Here is a 17,818-nt window from a genome sequence, read left to right on the forward strand (position 1 = left end):
ACCAGGCTCACAGCAAGACTTGGGCTGCATGGACGAAACTGTTTCCTGCGGAGAGCCCATGGCGTCGCCAGCCGTCAATCCGGAACAGCTTCAACTGCGTGTCTCCTCGAAGGCGGTGATCTCAAGTGAGCTGCCAGCCTTCTTCCACAGGATTGCGATCCACGAACGCGAATTTGTGGTTTATGACGACGGTTGGCGCGGCTGGACGTACTCTTATTCGGAAATTGCTCGCATGGCCAGAGCGCTTGCAGCCCGTCTGCGCGCTTACGGCATAAGTAAGGGAGATGCCGTGATCATCTGGTCCGAGAGCCGGCCGGGCTGGATTGCGGCATTATGGTGCTGTCTGCTGGAAGGTGTTGTGCTCGTGCCAGTAGAACCGCAAGCCTCCGCCAGCCTGTTCCAACGCATCGAGAGCAAGGTTCAGCCTCGCCTCATTTTACTGGGTAATTTGGTTTCCAGGCCGGAGGGAACGAGCCGCATTCCTGCCTGGCCGCTGCGGGAAGTCGAGACCGCGGCGGACCAGCTTCCGCAAGAACCTGTTGCTCTCAAAGGCGACGACATAGCAGAAATTGTCTTCACTTCCGGTACCACGGCCGAGCCGAAGGGCGTCCTGATGACCCACCGGAACCTGGCGGCGAGTATACGGCCGCTCGAGGAACAGCTAGCGCCTTATCGTAAATACCTCCGCCTTTTAGCCCCACTTCGCGTCCTTAATCTTTTGCCGATGAGCCACCTTTTCGGACAGGCCGTGGCCATGTTCCTGGTTCCTTTGATTCCGGCATCAGTAGTATTTGTTAGCAGCACCAGCCCCGAGGATATTGCACGGCAGATTCGGACCAGACGCGTGTGCGCGCTGGTATCTGTCCCGAAAATGCTGGAGGTGCTCCGCGACTTCGTTTTACATCGCCTTCCGGAGACAAAAGATGCGGCCAAAGTTACGGGGCCGGCGCTGGCACGCTGGTGGCGGTTTCGTTCTGTCCACCGGCTTTTTGGCTGGAGATTCTGCTGCTTCATTGTGGGTGGAGCACCGCTCCCGGCCGATCTTGAGCAGTTCTGGTCGAGCCTGGGATTTGTATTGGCTCAGGGGTATGGGCTGACTGAGACTGCGCCAATTATCAGCTTCAGCCATCCATTTCATGTTCAGCCTGGCACAACCGGTAAGCCAATAGCCGGCATTCAGATCAAGATTGCCGAAGATGGCGAGGTGCTGGTTCGTGGCGATAATGTGACGCCCGGCTACTTTCAACTTCCGTCGGAAACCGCTGCCGCATTTCAGGACGGCTGGTTTCGCACGGGCGATATTGGGGAGTTGGGCCCGGAAGGCGACCTGGTGATCCGGGGACGGAAGAAAGAAGTCATCGTCACGCCTGAGGGCCTCAAGGTGTTCCCGGAAGACGTGGAGGCCACGCTCAACCGGATGAGCGGCGTCCGCGAATCAGCAGTCATCGGCAAAGACGGGGTCCACGCGGTCCTGGTCTTAGAACCAGGTTTTACGAGTAAAGATATTGTGCGGCAAGCGAATCAGGAGCTCGAGCCGCATCAGAGGATTCGCTCGGTTTCCCTCTGGACCCTGGATGAATTGCCGCGGACCCCGACAACCCATAAACTTCGCCGCGCCGAGATTGCCGCTGCGCTGCAGACAGGCCGGAGGGAATCCCCGAAACCCAAGATGGAGCTTGCTGACCTGGTGCAAAAGTACGCGCCGGGCAGGACCATCACTCCCGACACCACGCTGAATGAGTTGGGGCTCAGTTCCCTGGATCGCGTCGAGCTGATGATGGACCTGGAGGAAAGGCTGGAGACCAGCGTCGATGAAAGCGTTTTTGCCTCCATAAGTACAGTGGCCGATCTTGCCCGGCCCATGGCGCCCGCCACGCCCATCCCTCAGCCGGCTTACAACCGCACATGGATCGCAAGGCTCATCCGCCGCGTCTTGCTTCCCACAGTCTTTCTTCCGCTCACCAGGGTTTTTGCCGACTTGAAGATTTCAGGAAGAGAAAACCTCGACGCCCTTGATGGCCCGGTAATCTTCGCCGCAAACCATCAAAGCCATCTTGATACGCCGGCCATTTTGGCGAGCATTCCTCGACGTTGGCGCTATCGGATCGCACCGGCGATGTGGAAGGAGTATTTTGATGCGCACTTCGTCCCTGAACGCCACTCGCTCCGGGAGAGGTGGATCAACAGTACTGTGTACCGGCTGCTCACTGTTTTGTTTAACGCGTTCCCGATTCCACAGGCTGAAACCGGAACGCGACAGTCACTCCGCTACATTGGGGAACTCATCGAGGAAGGCTGGTCCATTCTTGTCTTTCCGGAGGGGGAACGAACCTTAACGGGGGACATCGGACGGTTCTATCCAGGGGTGGCAATGATTGCTTCCCGCATGCGGGTGCCTATTGTGCCGATCCGGCTTGTTGGACTTGATCAAGTCCTGCATAGGCATACCAAGTGGCCACGCCGCGGCCCAGTCGAGGTCAAGATCGGCGCTCCCGTTTTGCTCAAAGGGGAGTCCTACGCAGCCATGGCCAAGCAGGTTGAGGATGCAGTTCACAAGCTGTAGACGCAGATCGCGCATTGTTCCAACACCGCGAACGCGGACAATGACAAGGACCGGCCACAGCGACTCCGCTAGTGCGAGGCCACATCAAGATCCCCCTGTGGCCCTGGCACTACTGATATCCGGAACTACTTGTCTACCGGAACGTAGACTCTGTCCGCTGCTACCAGTTCGGCATTCGGCACTTCAGTGTCCAGTCGTATTCGCTGAAATCCCGCCTCCTTCCGGGGCTTGACCAGAAACGTGAGACTGTATTGATGTTTGAGCGGGTCGGAAAACTCATCTAGATATGGCGCGAATGAGATCGGCATTTCGAGTCCCTGGAAATAAGCTTCAGCGCCAGTTTCGTCGGCCAGCCGTGAAAGGTTGTTTTGCCCCCAGTTGAACCGCCAAAAAGAATGGCCCCAATGGCCCGTCCCCGAGGCATAGATCGAGTAGATCTGAACGCTGGCCGCTGCGCCAACTGCGCCCGCTCAATCGCTTTGTCCAAGTAGGAATTACTGAGCCCAGGCTGCAAGGCGTCAATACCTGAGGTGACCATAAAAATCTCATGCCGGTTTGTGCTTTCCGGCCAATGGTCAATCAAGTCTGTGATGGCAAGGTAAGGGCTCGCCATTCCGCCAGCGGATCCGAGTGGCAGCCGTAGCGCCTTAGCAGCGAGGGAGTGATCCTTGGTAAAGTTCTGCGCAATGTTCACTGTACCGTTTGCGTAAGGCGTTACATAGCGGTCAAATCGTCTGGGCCGGACGATCTGGTTTTTCAATCGGTCCAGACCGGCGCCGCAATGAGAGACAACAACATCCTGTGCCGGCACCTGAAGCCGGCGGGGGAAAAGCTAGGCATCGGGTGGGTTAACTGGAGATGCTTACGAACCTCACACGCAACCTGGCTGAAAAATGCAGGAGTCCACGTGCGCGATGCGCAATCGCTCATGCGCCATTCGAAAGCCAGCACAACACTCGACATCTACATGCAAGTCGGGGACAACAGCCAGAGGGAGGCTCTGGCCAAACTGGAGTCCATTGCGGGCTCTAATACGGTGCACTGATGGTTGCAGTGCACGCTTATTGGGACCAATTGGGACCAAATCAGGTGTTGGACGGTGTGTAAGTGATTGAAAGAATGGTGGCCAGGGGACGGAATCGGTCGTGGACACGGTGTTGATAACACGTAAGTTATTCATTCTAAAAACGGGCAAAAAGGATGAAACGGCCAAAAAGCTGATTCCATTGTACGTTTATTGTACGGTGATTTTTTTCTTAAGTTCGTTCGGGCCGCGGGCCGAGAGCTATCAATGCCACGCTCTTCGGCTGTCTCCTTGCGAGCAGCCCCCAGACATTGACCCCGGGTAAGGAATCACCGCCGCCAGTCTAAGGAACTCCATTAATCCGTCCTCTCTTGGCAAGCAGAACGCCGGTCATCTCGCTTGGCCCGGAAGGTTGTTGAGCAAGGGATGAAATGTGGGATTTGTCGCGAGCCGTTTACGGATTGCAGGGAGATTGTTCCGGACCATATTAAGCACCAGGGGTATGGGGTCGGCAAACAGAGACGACCATCCTGACAATATTCAGGCTGCCGATGGGCGATGCAACATCGAAAAGGGGTCAAGGAGAGCAAGACAAGTCCCGCTGTAGGCGGTGAGACTACCCAATTTCTTGATCTATGTAATTGAAACGCCCGCTTGTGCGATGATACTTTCCATCTGCGCCGGAATGCCCGCGATATTATTTTTTTTCGCCCGCAGGTTGTTTCCTCGAAACACCAGGTATGTAGCGTTTTGAGGCGTTTCAAAAGGTTGGCGCGAGAAGTGCCACGGCTGAACCCTTCTGGCACAACCATCTTTTTACCGACGCTGATGCTCGAAGACGCGCAAGTTTCTGTTGCGTTGGACTTTCCGAAAGCTACATCACAAGTCACTGTCGTGACTGTTGTGCCAAAAACCTCCAGCCTACATCACCCTTAAGTTCATTGAAGATAAAACCCAAGAAACACGGCTTTGAACTGTACGAAAACCTGATATTTGTGGAACCAAATTAACAAGTCATCCCAAATATGAATCTCAAGAACGCGCATGCCTGACCATGGCCTTGATAATGACAGCGATAATCACGGCCACCAGTGCTATCCAAAGGACAGCCGCCAGTATTGAGCCGAATATCAGTGCAGCGACCATGACCGCCACGGCGATTACTGCCATTACAATCCCGATAATTAGCAGCTTGAACCGCTGCCAGAAGGTCAAAGGCGGAGATGTTCCCGGCGGACCTATGGGAGGCCGGGAGGAAATAACGATCTGCATCCTGCGGTTCATCGCTCCAACTATTATATGGCGACTTCAGCACGGAATAAGGACATCGCTTTGGAGAGAGTGTTCCTTCCATTTAGGCCATTTTCGCCTTCGCCATATCCCGAACAATGTCAAAGCGCAGGCCCGACCAGCCAGGACCACGACCTGGTTCAGATTTACGCGCCATCCAGACAAATGTGCTTCCGTCGGATGAGCGGGTACGGCGGAAGTAGCGGTCCACCAGGACGCCGGCCCGAGAGAGCATCCGATCCGCCACAAAGAACGGATGCTGCGGTTCCAGAATCAGGGCATGCGCTTTCAAATTCACAAAGCCGGTGGACGTGGCTATTTCCATGGTTCCGCGGCGCAGAAAGAGTTCTTCCTGCGGTGATTTTACCGGGACCATGGGAATCCAATTGTCCGGTACCGATGTTTCCAGCGTGTAATAAAGGCTGGGTCCGCCGGGCTTGGCCGTGGGCGGAGGCGGAGGAGGATCAGCTTTGATCCGTTGCAGATAGAGTTCATAGGCATCCAGAGGGGAATCCAGATCTCCCTGCAACCGATGCTCCACCGCCCAGGCCATTGCGGCAAGGTCGTCGCGAAGGAAGAGTACTTCTTCCAGCGCGTCGGCATCATCCACCACTCCCAGGGTCGGAGCCATGGCGATGAAGTCTGAACGGCGGCCATTGCCTGATAGTTTGAACATTGACCATGGTGTTTCGCCGGGATTGACCTGAGTCTGCTCAGAAGGGCGGATCAAGGTTCTAACGCCGAAGGTATCGGTGACCAGCAAGGTGGTCACCCGTTCCAAAGTACCAGTGGGAGTGGGAACCGGCACCCAGAACCAGTCATTGCCGTAAACCAGCGCAAACTCCATCACCAATAGCTTGGCCAGGTCCACATGATCGGCGTCAAGCTGGCCGAAATCGGTGACGGCATCCTCAAAATTCCACCAGCGCGGATCCGGCATCCCGCGAAATACCACATGATTGGGAAGGAAGTTGAAACTTACCGGCGTGATCTGCGCCGGGTTCGCCGCCGAGACTGGATTTGCTTGGGCGGTTTGCAGGTTGAATGAATACCAGTCGAGATGCCCTCCGGGAAAATCCGGCGCGTTCAGAAGTAAGTTTTCTTCCGGCACAGGAGACCCCAGAGCGAAGTCGTATTGCAGCCGTTGCGATTGCCAGGCTGTATCCTGGGCGGGCTCAGTGAAGAGAGATTTGCGGAAGGCGGCAAAATCAGCCAGCACCTTGGCCATCCCCGGATTGCCGGCTTCCGGAGGCAGAGGAATAGCCGGGGTCTGTCCGGCGGCAATGGCATTCACCGTTTGGTAAAGCGCTTCGCCATCGGTCACGCGACCCGCAGCAATGGAGCGAAACCGCAGGCAATCATTGTTGGCGTAAGTTGTGTCGGCCGGCTCGGCAGCGATGGGAAAAGACTGGCGGAACGTCGCAATGACAGCATCAGGGCCGGCGATTCCTTCCTGGCGAACCAGCGCTTCAAAGTACTGTCCGGACTGGACGGAGCCGCGCATCTGCAAGAGCACAGTTTCGCGCTCCACGTGGGCTTCCACGGGCAGCTTGGAATCGAGGGCCGTTGTTTTGGCATCATCGGGTCCGGGCCGGTAAGTGGTGATGCTGCGCTGCTCCGCGCCCATGGTGGCTTGAACCGGAGATCCCGCATCATCTCCCAGAAACTCGCCGATTTGCCATTGTCGCGCCAAAAACCACAGCGGGTCCCGTACCTGGGCCTGCAAGCTCCGCTGCATGGAGCCTTCGCGCGGGCGCGGCTCCAGCCTGGTCCAGGTGGTGATGGACGGAATCCTGATGACCTCTCTAGCGAATGAACTTAACGGCACTCGGAAACTCCTTGGCAACCGCAAAATTTGTTGAAAGCGTGGCGCCCTGCAAGTTCAGCGCAAAATAAAGCGCGGGCAGAATCTGGCCGACCTCCTGCACGCTGTCCAGGTCAACGGTGCGGATCTTGGTCAGTTCGAGCGCTTCTTGAAGAATGCCGGTGACCAGATCGTCGTCCCACGTGTTCCTGTCATCCGGACAGACTGCCAGCAGCAGCGCTTGCGGCGCTCGCGCCTTGGGCTCTTCATAGTGGAAAGCGACAGCGGCATTTTCCTGGGTTGAGGGAATCCTTTCCGGCCACTCGTCAATGAGCAGGCCGGCATAGGAGTTTTGATTCACCGGATCACCCTGTGTGAGACAGGCAAAGGCCACTCGGCCCTTGGCGGGCGGGTTCGCCGGATCAATGCCCAGTCCCAGCCACTTGTCACCCGCGACGGTGGGCAGCTGTCCCAGCAAGAGCGCGGACGGCGACACTGCCTGCGCGCCCAGAAGTTGCGCCAGCGACAGCGCAGCATCCAAACGAGAGATACCCGGGCGCACATGAGCCAGTTGCAGCAGCCAGCGAGACGGCGCCTGCGGATCAGAGGCCACCAAAGCCGACGATTGCCCAAACGCGGATTGCAACGAAGCGAAGTCTGGAGGCGTGAAGCGCGGCAGAACGACAAAGTCGCTGCCGAAAACCGTCGTCAGCACCGTGATCAGATCGGCCGGCTGCGCCGTGGCGATGTTTATCTTGGAAGCATTGTCCAGGCGGTCCTGCAAAAGCTTGGCGACGGAAACGGCCTGGTCAGCCAGGCGCAGATCCGGGCCGCTGCCGGAGTAAGGAATTGATCCGGCAACGCCGAAGAAACTGCACGTCAGCAGCGCATCGCGAACCGGATCTGGCGCAGCGGGCAGGCCGGCCGCTTTGGTATTCAGGGTTGTCACGGCAGTTTGCAGATCTTGTGCCGCCTTCTTCGCGCGGGCGCGAAGTTCGGCAATATTCACTGCGCCTCCCGCGTTGGCAGCGGTGACCTCCGGAACAGTCAGGTCCTGGGGCGAGAGGGCGCGCGCGGAGCTGATCAGGGTGCGGAGTGACTTGGCGAGGAAGAAAGCGTCGGGAAAGAAAATAGAATCGGGTGGTGGCGCCGCCGGTTGAAAATCAATTTGCACGTTGGTGGCATTCGCGGGAAGCGCCGCGGCCAGCACGATTCTGTTCTCAAGTTCGCCTTTCTGCGCGTTCTGTCCCACGTCAGCCAGGGCCAGCACGTCCAGCGGGCCGACATTCAGATCGGCGAGCGAGATCTGCTGAATGTGGTCTCCGCCGGCATCGTGGTATGTCACGTCGCAAATGACCGTTGCAGGATCAGGAAGAAGCTGGCCCAGCCATGCGTCCAGCCAGGGCTCGGCGGCGGCCCGCGGATTCACGGGCACGCCACTCCAGGCCGGGTTGGCCGAGGGATTGCCGGCAAAAAGCAGGCCCACGCGATGGGTGAGGTCGAGTCCGCCTCGCGGTGTATTGACCACCTCAGGATTGGGCGGGCGGGCTCCTTTGGAGATCGCGTCCATCAGGGTGCCGGCCTGACCAAAATTTCCGCGGATGATCTGAAAGACGGCTTCCGAGATCGAGAGGTCCGCCAGCGCATCGGCGTAGTCGTCGATCGTGCGTAGCAATCCGATGATGGAATTCTGGTCGGCGCCGGCCCCCGGCAAGCCCGTTCCCCAATTCTGTCCGGGGGCGAGCTGGCCATTGTTCCAGGCCGTCCGCAAAGCCAGGCCATCCACCACGTTGGAAGCGGCCACAGATTCGCTGGGCTCGCTGGATGGTGTGAGCTTGTTGGCGACAATCGGAAAGCGGTCACGGAAGGGCTGCGCGTATTTATCGAGATTCAGCTGGTGCAGGCCCGTCTCAAAAAGATAGCCGAGCAGGGCGTTGAGGCTTTGTCCCTGTCGCACGCCGTCCAGCAAAAGCAGCGCGTTGCGCACGCGCTCGGAAGAAAGATCGATGGAGAGCAATCCTTCCTGGCTGGTTCCTTTGTGCGTCATGTAGCCATTGCGAAGCACAGCGGCAACGGAGGCCTGGGCAAATGACGGCGCGAAGATGAAACCTCCGTTGTCCTGCAGCGGCTGCACCGGGACCGGCAAATTGAGTTGGCGTTTGAGCGTGGCCGCGCGCCGGGTGTCCAGCAAGCGCACTGCTTCCAGTTCCGTGCCCTGGACAGCAGGGCGGCGCGCCGCCGGGCGCACCTCTTCCACCCAGCCAAAGCATCCCAGGTGGACGCCGTTGACTTTGGCGGAGCGCTTGCGATTCAAAATCGACGTGGCAACCGCGGTGACCCACACGTCAAGCCGGTGGCTGCAAGCATCCAGAGTCTCCGTCAGGAGGCGGTCAAGCTCGGCCGTGGAAAGCGCAGCCAGGCGATCCAGGCAGGCGCGCAGTTCGGCGAGTTGCGCGAATGGGGATTGCGGCGGTGGATCGAGGTTGACCAGGTATTCAGCCCAGCTGAGCTGCGGATTGGGTATGGAAGGCCGCGCCAGCACTTCCCATACGCTGACCTTGGGCAGTGCCTGCGGCTGCGCCTGAGGCTGCACGCCGATGATTTCCTGTTCGCGTATCTGCGAGATCTGCAGGCGCGAAGCGTTGATCTCGGCAATTGTCGCCAGCTTGGCGTAGTCGAGCACCACGGACTGGCGCAGAATTTTATGGAGCAACGCCGTGGGCCTGGGGCCGGGATAGTTCTCTGCCTGAATGTCGCTGGCTGAGGCCTGCCGCAGCCACTGAATGTAATTCCCTTTTTTGCCGCCGCCCAGATCGGCTTCAGGTTTCAGCGGATCAGTTTCTGAGAGCGGTCCAGCCTGCACGGTGGGAAAAGGAACGGGAAATGAATTCTGGGCCAGGCCCAGATGAATCACGCGCGGGTCCCACTGGTTGTATTTGAAGGAATCCAGCAATGCCCGGCCGCGCGCCAGATGCTGCAACCACCACGGGTTGATGATGGGAATCTGTATGCCCTGGAAGGTAATGTAATTCCAGAGAAAATCATCTCCCAGGACCTGCCGTCCGCGGAAAGTCATGGAACTGGCGTCCATGCCCAGGACTTGAGCGAGTTGCGCGTCTGGATCGCCGGAGTTCTGCATGTGCGGCGCACCCGATGAACTTGCCAGCCAGCTTGGCCAGAGGCGCAGAAGAAAATCCACCAGTTTCGGTTCAAACGATCCTGCCAGAAATGTCGTGTCCGTCGGGTAGCGGCGCAACGAGGTGACCGGAAGAACTCCGTAGGGCGTGCGCCCGACGCGCAACGCGGGGACAGGACCGCGCGGGATGGCGTTGTCAATCACATACTGGCGAGCGGTTTCAATCTGCTGCGGCGTGAAGACATCAGCCATCATCTGGCTGAAGAAATAACCGAGCGTCGCGGGCCAGAGAGCAATGAGCATGTCACGGCCATTGCGCTCTCCGGTCCCGTCCGCTGAGCCAACGTGCGCCATGGTTGCAGGATCAATGCCGATCAGCGCGGCAAAAGCGTTGCCGTCAGCGCTTGCGTCCTTGGTGAGGGGAGCGCCGCGTTCGACGGCGAAGCTGATTTCATAGTCCAGGTCTTTGCGCGAATAAGCTGAATCGGCATCGGGCGTGTTGTTGGTGGGAGCGCCCTGTTCCACCAGCGAGAAACCATCGGTATAGTGGTGCGCATTCAAAAGGCTGGACAAGGCAGCACTCCCCGGAACGCCGTGGGTGCGCAACCCATAGACAAAAATGCGATCGAAGCCGGCGGCCCGCTGCTGTGCCGTCAGCGGGATTTTCATCCCCATTCCGGCTTTGACGGCTGTATCGAAATCCACCAGCCATTGCATGCCCGGGTCAACCGGCTGGCCCGGCGGCAGCGCGCCGGCGCCAGGCGTCATGCCAACGGCGAGATCAGGCGTGATGGGGCCGCCGCGAAACTGCGTCTGTTGCGTTCCGGAAACAGCCACCACCGTCCAGGCATCAGGCAGTGCATCGGCAATCGCGGGTTTGTTCCACGAACTGGGCCGCTTTGGCGGCGTGGGATAGACCGGCTTTGGATTGGGATCGGTTCCCGCGGGCGTGGGAGGGACGGGCTGGAGCGCCAGGTTCGAGGGCGTCATGGTTTGGGCGATCCAGGCCGCGCGCGGCGAGCCATAGATTGAAGCCAGACCGCGCCACGGAGCCTTCACCGCGTCGGCGGAAGCCGGCGGATTTCCCGCGCGCCACACCGCGTCCCAGTAGGTTGTGCCGTCGGCAATTTCCTGGTCCGTAAGTTCCGGTTCATGGGAGTTGATGGCAATCTGGTCCGGATAAATCCGCAGCCAGAGTTCCGAGCGTCCGTCGGGACCATCCATGAAGCGGGTTTCAATGTTCACCGGCAGAAAGAGAACAGGCGTCGCCGCGTCGAGCTGGTGAGGCTCGCCCACGACCGGCGGCGTTCCGGGAGCCGGGATGGAAGGCACGTTCGGGTTTGGTTGTGTGCTCATGGTGGTGGCAACATCAGGTCGGCGTGAATCAGGATGCGAAAAGGCAGACGCAACAGGATGTAGGCCGTCTGGGCGCTGTTCACACCCCAATTGTTGTTGGGATCGTCGGGGCTGTAGTCCGGCAGGGCGGGGTTTCCGCCGCCGGGTGGAATGGAAACTCTCACCGGCTTCAACTTCGACGAAAGGAAGTCCGGCAGTTTTACGTTCTGCAAGACCAGCGAAAACACCTGGGAAGCAAGCCGCCAGGGGCTGTTGGCGATGGTCAGTCCACGCGTCGTGTTGCCCAGATCGGGCAGCTTGAAAATTCCGCCGCCGCCCGTAGCCTTGAGCTTGTGTGCACCGTCATCAACTACTTCGAAATTGGTCCAGGCAAGCTCGGCCCAATGGGCGATGGGCGTGGTATCTTCATTCGGCTCAAGCCCAAATCGCGGCTCGGAAGGCTGTTGCTGGAAGACGAAGAAGAAACCTTCCGGAGATTGCGGAGTGCCGCCGCGCGCGTCGTCAAGGCCCAGGTTGAATCCCAGGAACGTGATGTCAGTGGGTAGTGTGCCGCGGAAAATCGGATAACGCTCGTCCGTCTCATCCAGCACGCGTGTCCCATCTGCGGCGCGCTTGGCTTTGCCGGCGTAGACAATGGCGTTGGGATAGCGTTTAAACAGTTCGCCGCGCACCAGGAGCACTACGTTGTTCTGAACCACGTCCGTGCGGTTGGGATGCTGGCCCAGCGGAAGCGGCTTGGGCCAGGTGTGAATCAAAGGAATATCTTTCAAGAGTTCGTGCAATTTTGCCGGATCGGTGGGATCGCCCTTCTGGGGGACGTAAGCCTTCACGTCCCAGAACTGGCGGAAGTAACTTCCCCGCTGGTCGGTGGGGTAATCATTCCACAAAAGCTGGCGCGCCATTTCGTGATTGAGGCCCACCATGTAGCCTTCGATGAAGGCATGGTTCGCGAGCAGAAGTCCCAGGGTTTCCGGCGGCACAAGTTCGACGCCCGGCAGCACGTAGTCAGCGGAGAGATCGCGCAACGGGGCATACATGGGCTGGGGAAATTCCGGCGCGGCCATGATCTGTTCCAGCGGATCGACGGCGAACCAGGAAAAACCGGGTGAAAACGCGATGAGCGACTGCACGCGCTTCGGCACGGTGACCACCGGATCAAGGCGCGCCAGCAGCGTGGTCTTGATACCGGCAAGATCAAGCGCCGGCGCCAGCGGCGGATCGACGGGAAATACCTGAAAATAGGTGAAGAGGTCAGTCGTCGCGCTGCGGAACGCCGCAGCCTGCGCGGAATCGGCGCCGGCGCCGCCGGAGGGAGGCGCCGTTCCCGGCGTGGTAATGACGAAGCTTGGGCCCGGAGGCGCCTGCGCGACGGCCGCAGAGCTTCTTGATCGCCGGCCAGATCGCGGCCGCGGCTGCCGCGGCCACCGCCAGAACAACCAACGCTGCCCCGGGTCCGGCAAAAACTCCGACCAGCACAACCACCAACAGGAGGAGCAGCAATAGCGCGAGCAGGATCCACTTCCAGTACTTCGCCAGCCACTTAACCCAGGGAGCGACGAAGTTATTGGAGATCGTGTCAATTGAGACCATGCCGCCCGGCGGCTTGGGGGCGGGAACGATCGCGATGTCGCCGGAATTCACCCGCGACAGCAACGCGGGGCGTGAATTGGGCGAGGGCCCAAGCCTTCTGCGCGGACGCGTGACCCGGCGGAAGGTGCCGGAGAGCAGGCGCTCCGGCACGCGGCTGCTTCTTACCGTGGCCAGGACTGTCCGGGGACTGGCGAAAAGGCGCGCGTGCAACGGTGCAGTCACCGTCATCAAGGTTTCCGGCAGGGCTGGCTGCAATTCAAGCACATGCAGTTGCTGTAAGGCGGCGCGGGCAAGCTGCGCCTGGCGTAACAATTCATTGGCTTTGCGAATACCATCCACCTGCTGCCAGGCGGAAGCCATCAATTGCGTGCGCTCATCCTGAATCACCTGCGTGCCCATGCCGGCGGCGCTGCGGTTGCGCGGATCCAGATTCATGTCGTTCACCCATCCTGGCGCAGTGCGGTCCACGCTCTGCTCGGCGGCGTGCCAGCGGCCGTAGATGGGAGGAGCAATCACAGGATCGTCGGGAGCCGGGTTCGCGGGATCATCCGTGGAGACCTGAGGATGATTGATGAACGTCTGCACATCAGTCTGGAAATTCGTTTTGTTCGGATCGTTCCACGGGGTGGGCTGTGTGAGGACGCTGTGCAGCGCGCCCTCCAGGCCCAGCGGCGGTCCGGCGGAACGAATATGCGGCGCGGGCGTGGTTACGTCCATCGGACGCTCACCCACCTCGGCCGGCAGGACGCGCGGCGTCAACCGGCGGACGAGCGATTCAAAATCGCCCTCATCGCTGGTGTTGAATTCAAACTGATAATAGAAAGGCAGCGACAACGGAGCATGAGTCGCGTTGGTCCAGGCGGGATCCGTGGTTGCGACGCCGGAGACGTCCTGGCTCAGTCCTGCCTGCCTGCCTATTTCGAAAGCCGGCACAAGAAACACCGTGTAATGGGTCTCAGGGTCGAGCCGTCGCGGACACAGCAGACGAGAGATCACGTTTCCCGGAGCGGTGTTCATGGAGTCGGTCAATGGCGTGTCACCGCTCACCTGTACGTGGCCCCAGTTGGAAGAATCGGAAAGGTCCTGCAGCGCGCTCAGGGTCTGGACTTGCACCACCGGCAGAGGATTCGGCGCGACGGAAGGAAGCTTGAATTCATCTGGCTTTAACGCAATCAACGCCAGCCAGGGACGCAACTGGTCTCCGTTGGGCGCTGCGGGAGTGAACAGCCAGGGCAGATCGGGCGTGTCGAATTCGATGCCGCAAAGGTAATTTGGTTCGTAGTTGACGGTGAAGTTTCGCGGTTCGGTGCGAATGATATGCCGCGGATCAATGCCGATGACGTCCCCGGGACCGAACATCTGCACCTGCATGGGCGTGGGCTGCACGTTGGTGGTGGTGCTGCCTTGCTGGACCGAGAGAGAGAGTTGCACACTCAGGCTGGCGCGTCCGGGCAGGGTTCCGTTGTTGTCGGGGTTGCTGGCGCTGGCCCCGACGCCGCGCCGTGCCCAACTCAGGAAGTGATAGCGGCCAAGAGGCGGATCACTCATGCTGTCACCTCGTGCACGGGAAGAATCTGCAGGTTGCTGCTCTCTTCAGGATGAAGAGCAAGATAGGAATCGAGCGCGGCGCGCGCGTGGAAGTAGGTGCCGCCCGAAGACGAAACAATATCGCTGCGCACCGAGAGGTCTTCCACGTGCGCCACAACATAAGCAGGGTCCTGGGTGGTGACGGCCGGCCCGGCCGCTCCGGTCCCGTATTTGAAGAGCCCGGTGTTCTTCAGCGGAGACGCAAAACCCGCGCCCTGGGCGCTGAGGGCGAGATGAACATCCGCCGCCATGGCGTAGCGCCGTGCAAAGCGGGAGAAGCCGGTGGGCTCGTCAATGTAGCGCTCTTCGTAGAAAACGGTGCGCGGTGAATCCGCTCCGGAGACGACTTCCGAGGAGCCGATCTTAATCCCGGCATCGTATCGTTCGAAGCTGGGATGGCTCACCTTGTCGGCATCGCTCAGGGTGAGGAACTGGCCCGGAGCGAAGTAGTCCTGGAAATTCTGTTTGTTCTCTTCGTGCCCGTCGATCTGGACGTCGCTGATGGCGAAGTAGTCTCCGTCAGAGGGCGTTGCATTGCCATACCGGGTGATGGGCAAATCGAGCGGAACCACGTTCTCGCGGACACTCAGCGTGCCCATGGGATGAACGCGCAGAGTTTTGTCGTCCGGTTTGGGCGTGGAGAGCGTGACTGCCTGGGTGGTCCCGTCCGGCAGCGCGGTGCTCCAGTTGCGCGGGTCCTGAAACGCCGGCAGCAGGTCGGGCAGGACAGGCTTTTGCGGGAGAATCGCCGGCGTGCTGTCACCCCAACTGATATCCAGAGATGCGCTGACGCTGAAAAACAGAATGTGGATGCTGGCATCGCCGTGCAGATGCCAGGGACGGGGGCCGGAAAAAATACCATCAACGCTCAGGCCGCACAGACTAACGCCTTCGAACGAGACATCGAATCCGGCGGAGAAGTCAAACTCAAAAGAAAAGGGCGAGAAGATGATCAGGACGTCAAAGCCCAGGTAGCCGTGAATGGTGAAGCCGGCGGCGGAAGCATAGGCCTCGACATTGGAGCCGAACTGCAACGAATTTGAGGTAATGGCGAAATAGCTGTTCGCGCTGATGCGAGGATTGTCGCCGTCGCCAATGCTGACGGTGAGCCGGTGCATGTTGGGGACATCGAGTCCGGCGGTACTGAAGTGCGGGTTAAACCCTCCTAGGGAGAAGAGGAAGTTCGGATTGTCGCCCCAGGAGAGCCGCAATGCCAGATCGCCAGCCAGCGAGAAGATCAGGACGCGGGAATCGTAAAGCGAGCCATCGATGGACAGCGTCTTGGCGCCGAAATCAAGGATGCCGAGCACATCGATGTGGAGCTCGATCAATGCGGCTTCGGTGCTGGGTAAGCCCGCATCAATGAGTCCCAGCAACACTAGGCGCACCGGGTCTGGGACTTCCAGAATCACTCCCACTGCCAGCGTGATCAGGGTAGGAGTTCCCCAGCCAATTTCCAGCATGGGGCCGAATAGATAGCGGCCTTCCGCCGGTGGGAAGAAGTTTTCTATGTTGCTGATGATCTGCGGCGCGTTGGCGATGGGATCGGGCGGAAACAGGACAGAGTTGAGCGTGTGCGCACGGAAGCCCGCGTGCAGCGCGTCAGTATTCATCGTGCGATTTACGCCGCCCAGTCCGCCCACTCCGTTCAACGTAAATCCGAACCCCAGTTGGATCGGCGGGAAATCAAAGGTGATGATCAGCAGGAAAGAAAAGCCGTGAGAACCGTCGGGCAGGATGGTATCCAACACGCCGATGATCTTGACCTGAACAATCTCCGCCAGGGAGAGATCGAAAACTCCGGCGTATTGACCTTTATCCGGATTAAATGAGATATAGCCGCCACCAGCCACTACGCCGGCATCGATGGCAAGACCGAGTCCATTGGGCGGCTTGAAGTCAATGGCAAGATTGGCCGGGCCGAGATTGCCGCCATGGTCAGGAAATGTAATCAGTCCTTTGACGCCTACGCGGTCCACCGAGGCTTCAATCGGTCCCAGCGTAAGTCCAAGGGCGGCGGAAATTTCAATGGGAAGTCCGCTGCTGCTTGCGCCCGCGACCAGATACAGCGTGGGCAGTGTGATCGGCCCCAAAGTCAGATGAAGAGGAAGATCGATTTCCAGTTGGGCGCCGCCGGTGATGTGGATACCGGTATCGGGCGCCCAGCTGATGCCGAGATCAAATCCAGCCTCTACATGAACGCCCGAAAGCACCGTGGCCAGGAAGCCATCGGCATTGGACATGTCGATGACCACTTTCCCGCCCTTGATGTTGATTTGCACCGTCGGTTCGGCGGTGGCAGTGCCTGAGCCGGAGTCCCAGGTGATCTTCAGCCCCATCCCAAAAGTGAAGGAATCCGTTTGCAGGCGGCTTCCGCCAGTTTGTCCAATAATGATGATGGGATGGGTTGCATCCGCGCCCTGGGCAAGAAGGTCACTTTCCAATTGTGCGGTGAGAGCCGCCGACGGATGAAGAGTCACGTTGGCTGGGGGATCAATCTTGGCGGCAAGGCCGCCAGTCAACGTTCCCGTGGCCGAAATATGCACCGACCACACACCACCGAGGGGCAGTGTGAAATCAAAACCGCCCGGTAGCGTAGTCTTGAGCGTGGCCGTGAGTCCGGGAGGAGTGGTCTGGACTGACAAAAAGGAAGAATCCAACGCTGGCGGCAGACCTGGGGCAATGGTGGCCGAGGAAACACCAAGCAGCTGCAAGGATGTGCGCAGGCGCGGTATCAAAAGCGTCCCATCAAAACCAGGAGCGCCCCATTGATAAAGATTCTTCAGCAACTGGTCCGGTTTAGTGAACAGGTCGCCCAAGCGCGATAGCTGCAACTTGCGTGCCGTAAAAGGAGGATGGGCTGGGTCGCCGGAAACTCCGGGATTGGGAATGTAGTCGAGAAAGCCCAGCAGGTTTCCGACACCGACTACGCCGGGCTGTAAGTTCTCTAAATAGGAAATGAGGAGATAGCTGAGCAGATTCGACGGCAAGTTCTGGGCAAAAGTATCGACCTCTGCGGCTCTCAGCCCTGGCAAGCCTCCGGAGATGTTGTGCAACTCAGTTCCAATCTGCTCCAGGGCTGTAATAATCGCACCGATCTCGGTGATGAGCTGGGCGCCGGCACTGAGGATTCCTGCTTCATTGTTACTGTCAATCGCAGTGGCAAGCTGGGTAAGAGTGGCGGGCAAAGCGCCGGCTGCGCCTGCTCCGGCGTTGAGAGCATTCACAAAGCCGGGCTGAAGAAGCTGCGGTGGGAATTGCAGTCCGAGCTCAGCAAAAAGGGCGATGACCTGACCGGACGCAAGCCTGTCCTTAAGAGGCTGAAGGGCCAGCCCAATCTGTCGTGCAACGGTTTCGAGAGTGCCTGCTGTTCCGGGCATTTCTGGATTCGTCTCCATCCCGAAAACTTAAAATAAGGGCCCTAAATCAGCTCAGCTGTGCCTGTTAGCTGGAACCAGGACATCCATG

General features: G+C 59.2%; 7 protein-coding genes. 2 read left to right on the forward strand and 5 right to left on the reverse strand.

From position 1 onward, the window contains the following. Window positions 1-58 precede the first annotated feature (58 nt). Together LAO20_21510 and LAO20_21515 are read left to right on the forward strand one after the other, a co-directional pair. Window positions 59-2,563: an AMP-binding protein gene (locus tag LAO20_21510; protein ID MBZ5534016.1), complete on the forward strand. Its 2,505-nt coding sequence runs from the start codon at window positions 59-61 to the stop codon at window positions 2,561-2,563. 661 nt (window positions 2,564-3,224) lie between these two features. Further along, on the forward strand, window positions 3,225-3,608 hold the full coding sequence (locus LAO20_21515; protein MBZ5534017.1) for a tyrosine-type recombinase/integrase: 384 nt from the start codon (window positions 3,225-3,227) through the stop codon (window positions 3,606-3,608). A 1,011-nt stretch (window positions 3,609-4,619) separates the two neighbouring features. Here the strand turns inward: LAO20_21515 and LAO20_21520 are convergent. From LAO20_21520 to LAO20_21540, 5 genes are all read right to left on the reverse strand, one after another. Then, window positions 4,620-4,859 (reverse strand): hypothetical protein, encoded by a 240-nt coding sequence (locus tag LAO20_21520; protein ID MBZ5534018.1) that lies wholly within the window; start codon window positions 4,857-4,859, stop codon window positions 4,620-4,622. Window positions 4,860-4,941: 82 nt separating this feature from the next. After that, on the reverse strand, window positions 4,942-6,705 hold the full coding sequence (locus tag LAO20_21525) for a hypothetical protein (protein ID MBZ5534019.1): 1,764 nt from the start codon (window positions 6,703-6,705) through the stop codon (window positions 4,942-4,944). Beyond that, a complete protein-coding gene (locus LAO20_21530; GenBank protein ID MBZ5534020.1) occupies window positions 6,683-11,173 on the reverse strand; it encodes a hypothetical protein in 4,491 nt (1,496 codons plus the stop codon). The genes LAO20_21525 and LAO20_21530 overlap by 23 nt, the downstream gene beginning before the upstream one ends. 1,251 nt (window positions 11,174-12,424) lie before the next feature. Further along, window positions 12,425-14,311, reverse strand: a complete 1,887-nt coding sequence (locus LAO20_21535; GenBank protein MBZ5534021.1) for a hypothetical protein — start codon at window positions 14,309-14,311, stop codon at window positions 12,425-12,427. Further along, window positions 14,308-17,730: a hypothetical protein gene (locus LAO20_21540; protein ID MBZ5534022.1), complete on the reverse strand. Its 3,423-nt coding sequence runs from the start codon at window positions 17,728-17,730 to the stop codon at window positions 14,308-14,310. Before LAO20_21540 ends, LAO20_21535 begins: the two co-directional genes overlap by 4 nt. Window positions 17,731-17,818: the final 88 nt, after the last annotated feature.

Source organism: Terriglobia bacterium, assembly GCA_020072815.1.
GTDB lineage: Bacteria > Acidobacteriota > Terriglobia > Terriglobales > Acidobacteriaceae > Angelobacter.

Bases quoted from the DNA above. Each gene is read 5' to 3' on its own strand.
- LAO20_21510 (MBZ5534016.1), top strand. From the start codon at position 59: ATGGCGTCGCCAGCCGTCAATCCGGAACAGCTTCAACTGCGTGTCTCC.
- LAO20_21520 (MBZ5534018.1), bottom strand. From the start codon at position 4,859: ATGCAGATCGTTATTTCCTCCCGGCCTCCCATAGGTCCGCCGGGAACA.
- LAO20_21530 (MBZ5534020.1), bottom strand. From the start codon at position 11,173: ATGAGCACACAACCAAACCCGAACGTGCCTTCCATCCCGGCTCCCGGA.
- LAO20_21535 (MBZ5534021.1), bottom strand. From the start codon at position 14,311: ATGAGTGATCCGCCTCTTGGCCGCTATCACTTCCTGAGTTGGGCACGG.
- LAO20_21540 (MBZ5534022.1), bottom strand. From the start codon at position 17,730: ATGCCCGGAACAGCAGGCACTCTCGAAACCGTTGCACGACAGATTGGG.